Raw genomic sequence first — 2680 nt, 5'->3', positions numbered from 1 at the left:
CGTGGCAGACCTCGTAGGCGATCCCGATCTTCTCCGGGCTTGTCTGGTGGGAGTACGCCTTGAACCGGGGATCTGTCGGGGAGCCGCGGTGGATGCCCGGCATCACGACGGCAGGGATGCCGCTTGCGGCGACCTCGTCGAAGACCCGCGTGCCCCCGCCGATGTGCTTGCCCGCGCCCTCCTGAGAGACGACGCCGCGGTTCTCGACCCTGCGGATGTCAGTGATGGTCGATATGCCGTCTCCCATCGAATAGCATACCGCAATGCCATCGATCTCGTCGAGGGGGCAGATTCGTTCGAGGTCACGGACCGAGAAGTCCCTGGCATCCTCGCGCGAGATCTTGAAGTGCCCGTCCTCGGAGGCAAAGCGCATGGCCGTTGTGCCATGATCGATCCCAATAAACATACCGGTACTCCTATAGCATGGGAAGGATATTCAATGGTGATGTTCTGCATTGTAACCGGCGGAGCCGGATTCATCGGTTCCCATACCGTGGACGCCCTCGTCGCCCGGGGCGACGACGTTGTGGTCATCGATAACCTCAGCGCAGGATCGACCGACAATATCGCCGGCCACCTGAAATCAGGCAGGGTACGCCTTATTCAGGCCGACCTCCTGGACGACGGGTGGCAGTCGGCCTTCGCGGGGGCCGACCGCGTCTACCATCTCGCCGCAGACCCCGACGTCAGGCAGAGCGCACAGACGCCGGGCGTCCAGATCAGGAACAACATCGTGGCGACCCAGCGGGTGCTCGACGCCATGCGCGAGCACGGTGTCCCTGAGATCATGTTCACCTCCACCTCGACGGTGTACGGCGAGGCGACTGTCATCCCGACGCCCGAGGGCTACACCCCCCTGCACCCGATCTCGGTGTACGGGGCGACAAAACTCTCCTGCGAGGCGCTGATCTCGGCCTACTGCCACTCCTTCGGGATGCGGGCCTGGGTCTTCCGCTTCGCAAACATCGTCGGCGAGAGGAGCGGCCACGGCGTGATCACCGACTTCATCGGGAAACTCCGGGCAAACCCGCAGGAACTGGAGATCCTCGGGGACGGCAGGCAGACAAAGTCATACCTCGACGTGCGGGAGTGCGTGGCAGGTTTCGAGTATGCGATCGCCCACGCAAAGGAGACGGTGAACACCTTCAACATCGGTTCTGAGGACTGGATCGACGTCGTCTCCATCGCCGACACCATCGCCGAAGAGATGGACCTGTCCGATGTGAAATATAGTTTCACCGGCGGGGAGAGGGGCTGGGTCGGCGACGTGCCAAGGATGCAGCTCTCGGTCGAGGCGATGAAGGCCCTCGGATGGACGCCGTCCCTCGGATCGGCGGAGAGCGTGAGAAAGACTGTCCGCGCGATCGTGCAGGGTTGATATGGACGTTATCGGGACGCTGATCCTCGCGATCCAGAGCGCCCTCCCTCTCTGGGAGTCGCGCTATGCGATCCCCCTGGCGATCCAGGGAGGATACCCGCCGGCCATGGCCTTTGCGGTCGGGATGGCGAGCAACCTCGCGGTCGTGGTGGTGCTCCTCCTCCTCCTCGAACCTGTCTCCGCCTTCCTGATTGCCCACTCGACGGCCTTCGAGAGGTTCTTCGACTGGCTCTTCGCGCGGACCCGCCGGCACTCGGAGCGTTTCGAACGCTGGGGGGCCCTTGCCCTCATCCCCTTCGTCGCGGTGCCGATCCCGGTGACCGGGTCGTGGACGGCCTGCGCGGCGGCGTTTGTCTTCGGGATCAGGTTCAGGTACGCCCTGCCTGCCATCGTCGTCGGCATGCTCGTGGCGATCGCCATCACCACCCTTACCATGTTTGGCATCATCAGTGTACAGGGAATACTCGGAGGAACACCATGAAATATATCGTCGTTCTGGGAGACGGGATGGCCGACGAGCCCATCGACGCGCTCGGCGGCATGACCCCCCTCGAATATGCCGACACCCCGAACATGGACCGCATCGCCCGCGAGGGCGCCTGCGGCCTCCTCCGGACGGTGAAGGACGAGTTCGAGCCGGGGAGCGACGTCGCAAACCTCTCGGTGCTCGGCTACGACCCGGCCACCTGCTATACGGGCAGGGGCCCTCTCGAAGCTGCGAGCATGGGGATCGCCCTCGGGCCGGCAGACTATGCCTACCGCTTCAACCTGGTGACGGTGCGGGACGGCGTCATGGAGGACTTCAATGCCGGGCACATCACGAGCGAGGAGGGGGCCGACCTCATCGGGTCCCTTGCCATGCCGGGCGCGGACTTCCACCCCGGGATCTCGTACAGGAACCTGATGGTCGTCCACGGCGCGAAGGGCTCGGTGACCACGCCGCCCCACGACATCGTCGGGCAGGCGGTCGGGCCCCACCTCCCCTCGGGAGGGGACGCTCCTCTCCTGATGCGGTGCATGGACGCCGCGAGGGAGGCCTTTGCCGACCACCCGGTGAACAGCGCCCGCGTTGCCGCCGGCAGACTCCCGGCCACGACGATCTGGCCGTGGAGCGGCGGGAAGCGCCCGGCGATCCCTGACTTCAGGGGCCGCTGGGGCCTCGCGGGCGGGATGATCTCGGCGGTCGACCTCCTCAACGGGATCGCCCGCTATGCCGGTATGGAGGTGATCCATGTCCCGGGCGCGACCGGGTTCATCGACACCGACTACCAGGCGAAGGCGCGGTACGCCCTGGACGCGATC

Annotated in this window: 4 protein-coding genes; 3 read left to right on the top strand and 1 reads right to left on the bottom strand. The window is 65.3% G+C overall.

Annotated features, from left to right (window positions below; all coding sequences use genetic code 11):
* Positions 1-406: methanogenesis marker 12 protein (locus PHP59_RS12510; protein ID WP_300167472.1), on the bottom strand; the 406-nt coding region annotated here is incomplete at its 3' end.
* 39 nt (positions 407-445) lie between these two features.
* On the opposite strand from PHP59_RS12510, the gene PHP59_RS12505 reads away from it, so the two are divergent.
* The 3 genes from PHP59_RS12505 to apgM all read left to right on the top strand — a co-directional run.
* A complete protein-coding gene (locus tag PHP59_RS12505; RefSeq protein WP_300167471.1) occupies positions 446-1378 on the top strand; it encodes an NAD-dependent epimerase/dehydratase family protein in 933 nt (310 codons plus the stop codon).
* A gap of 1 nt (position 1379) precedes the next feature.
* Complete coding sequence (locus PHP59_RS12500) at positions 1380-1859, top strand: small multi-drug export protein (protein ID WP_300167469.1); 480 nt, start codon at positions 1380-1382, stop codon at positions 1857-1859.
* A partial coding sequence (gene apgM, locus PHP59_RS12495; protein WP_300167467.1) for a 2,3-bisphosphoglycerate-independent phosphoglycerate mutase occupies positions 1856-2680 on the top strand: 825 nt, incomplete at its 3' end. The genes PHP59_RS12500 and apgM, both read left to right, overlap by 4 nt.

Source organism: Methanofollis sp., assembly GCF_028702905.1.
GTDB lineage: Archaea > Halobacteriota > Methanomicrobia > Methanomicrobiales > Methanofollaceae > Methanofollis.
The sequence above is the reverse complement of the archived record's forward strand: the minus strand, read 5'-3'. Positions and strand labels throughout refer to the sequence as shown.

Excerpts from the sequence above, each read along its gene's own strand:
- PHP59_RS12505 (WP_300167471.1), top strand. The coding sequence starts at position 446 with ATGTTCTGCATTGTAACCGGCGGAGCCGGATTCATCGGTTCCCATACC.
- PHP59_RS12500 (WP_300167469.1), top strand. The coding sequence starts at position 1,380 with ATGGACGTTATCGGGACGCTGATCCTCGCGATCCAGAGCGCCCTCCCT.